3 protein-coding genes are annotated in these 2,914 nt (G+C 27.5%); all 3 read right to left on the bottom strand.

Annotation, left to right across the window (positions count from 1 at the left end; all coding sequences use genetic code 11):
• Window positions 1-98: 98 nt before the first annotated feature.
• The gene (locus KPL38_RS18815) at window positions 99-734 is read right to left on the bottom strand and encodes a hypothetical protein (RefSeq protein WP_216290668.1); all 636 of its coding nucleotides are present in this window, start codon (window positions 732-734) and stop codon (window positions 99-101) included.
• Between the two features lie 104 nt (window positions 735-838).
• A complete protein-coding gene (locus KPL38_RS18810; RefSeq protein ID WP_216290667.1) occupies window positions 839-1,969 on the bottom strand; it encodes a Ger(x)C family spore germination protein in 1,131 nt (376 codons plus the stop codon).
• A partial coding sequence (locus KPL38_RS18805; RefSeq protein ID WP_216290666.1) for a GerAB/ArcD/ProY family transporter occupies window positions 1,962-2,914 on the bottom strand: 953 nt, incomplete at its 5' end. The genes KPL38_RS18805 and KPL38_RS18810, both read right to left, overlap by 8 nt.

The raw sequence follows: 2,914 nt of genomic DNA, 5'->3' as shown, positions 1-2,914 counted from the left end.
TATAATTAAATATGGTTTAAATAATAAAAACTACCATACTTTTAATCGTAATTTTTTTTGATAGCATCATAATAACTAAATGAGCAATTATAAATTAACTAATTATACAAATCAATAGAAATGTTAAATGATTTTAGTAGATTATAAATATCACCATAATACAATTTTATATAATAGTAGGTAAGACCATGCTTTCTTAATTTTTCTACACTATATGTGACATTATTTTTAGAAAACTCAGGTATTAATTTAGTGAAACGAATTATAAATTCACCTTTTGTTATATGACGTGGTTTAGCGTAATGCGCCTTAACACCAGCTAATTTATAAGCTTCGCCAATAGAGGTAAAATAACATTTAATATAAGTCGGATACAACTTATTTTCTTTAAGTAAATGTTCTGTTATTACATTATTATTAGCAGTATATATTTCAGCTATTTTCTTTAAAATATCAGATTTTTTAGCTTCTATTGTTTTAGTGCCATATTTGTTTGATTTATTTATAGTAATTCCTAATGCACCATCCATAAATATTTTTTGGAATGAAGAAGTTTTAAAACATTTTTGTATTTTAATCCAAGTAGGAAATGCAGGATTATCTGTTATCAGCTTAATAAAATTTGTTATAGAGATTGGACTATTTGCTTTATATTCATTTATTAACATAGTTCTTAATTTCTCAATCTTTTCACCAGATATATTTAAATCTTTATGATAAATAGTATTTTCCATTAAAGTTCTCCTTCGTATTTATTTAAATATATTATTTTCTATTTTTAAATCAATTATTATTAATGTACAACCATTAAATTATTATTCACTTGAGTTTACTATTTTTATTGTATATCTCCATAGTCAACTAACTTAAATTTAACATGAATGTTTATTTTTGCTTGTTTATATACTGTATGCCAATTTACTTTTTTAAAATAACTGTTATGCTTAGCTCTTACCATATCGCCTATACCAATAGGATCACTTTGTATGTTTTGTATGTAACCAATTAATTTTTGACAATCTTGCCTTAATTGTTCTTGTACATGATCATTTAACTTTTTTATCTCTTGTTCATCATTTAAATGATCCCATTTATACTCATCTGCATATCCAGATAAATCTAAATAAATATCTACTACGGGTTTATTATTCTTAATTGAAATGTTGATTTTTTTGCTATTTTGACTAAGTTGAATAGCTGAATTTTGTTTTTCACTGTAAGTTTCTTTTGCACTAGACGGAATACTAGCATTGTAGGTGTATTTTTTATGTTTTAGAGTTTTCATCATTGCTGTTAAAAGTCCACCATCTTGCGCGTTTATATTTCCAACCATTTTTTCACCTGAAAATAAAGCTGAGCCTGTAACCTCAAGTGATTTATCAGTAATCTTAATCATTGGAGCTGTATTATCAATGCCTGGAGCCATGCTTATTAAGTCATAATTGAAAACTCTTGTTTCATTGATATTCCCAGTGCTAACCGAACGCTCAAGAAGAGCATTCATATATGTAGATGGTCTAGGTTTATCCTTAAGATTATCTTCTGTCTGGTACATTAAGCTTCTAGGGCTTCCATCCACAATAACAACCCATGCAAGTACTGCATTTGACGGATCCCTTTCAAATATCGAATTAGTATCTGCTATACGCCCCTCCCCAGCAAATTCTTTAGAGTATAGCATTAGCTGAATTTTACCTGCCATTATTTTCTTCCCTGACCTTCTATTTAAAGTTTCTGTAGACATCCTTAGTAAATTTGTTTGAGTATCAATTAATTCTCCTCTAGAATTAGTAACATCTGGATCAACTACTGGCATGGCATAAGTAACATTTAAATTTCCTTGAGGAGCGCTCTCTACACCTAGTATTGTCAGAAAAGCAATTTTCTCCACTAATACTTCATCCCAGCAGCCACAAAGTATAAAGGGAATAACAACTAATAATGCAAATTTCTTTATACCTTTATACATGTGGATTCACTCCTTTTTTTCGTATGAATGAGAATAAGTAACATATAATTAAAAATATTGAAAATATAGTTCCAGCTATCATCATACCATTATCATATATCTCTATATTAGAGATACTTTTAGGTACATTACTTAATAATATTGTTATTGAAGTAAATATAAATAGATATATAGCCTTTTTCTTTAGATTTAGAAGTTTATTTATACTATAGTAGGCTATACAAAAGTACCCGTTGATTGTCATAGCAATTACTGGTATCCATATAGATATAAATAATATATCCATTCTTTCAATTATTGGGGCTCTATAAGATCTAGCTAATGTAAACATTGGAACTACACTTTTTTTTAACATTTCTTCTCCAAAAAAAGACGTAGTAACTAGAAGCACAAGTATATAAAACATTGTGGTAATTATATTGGAACCTATTACATATTTCATAGCCTTTTTTTTATTCGTAATTTCTGGATATATAACTGATATTACCTCATAACCTAGAAATGCATAAATACAGGGGCTAAAACTAGCTTTTATGCATTTTATTCCACCTTGGGCAATAGGCAATAAAAAGTTCAATCTTAAGTCTTTAAATACAAGAAAAAACAAAATACAACAAAAACTTAAGGAAAGATATATTGTAGATGCAAATCTAGTTGTGTATTTTAGTCCGTACCATGTTAAGTAGTAGGTAGGTATTAAAATAAAAATACATAGTACAAATGTAGGAGTCGATCTTAATAGATCAACATGTATTACATTTGTATAACCTCTTAAACTTAGACATGTGCTGTACCATAAATATAAAACTATAAGAAAATTTAACAAACCACCTAGGTACTTTCCGTATAAAAGTTTATTTATTTCGTATATAGATTTATTGTTATACCTGTTCATAAGTTTTATTATCAGAAAAATTACAGCAGTTATTAATATGCCATATACTA

This window comes from Clostridium psychrophilum (assembly GCF_018861705.1).
Taxonomy (GTDB): domain Bacteria; phylum Bacillota; class Clostridia; order Clostridiales; family Clostridiaceae; genus Clostridium_AD; species Clostridium_AD psychrophilum.
Note: the sequence above shows the minus strand (reverse complement) of the source record. Positions and strands in the feature narration are given on the sequence as shown.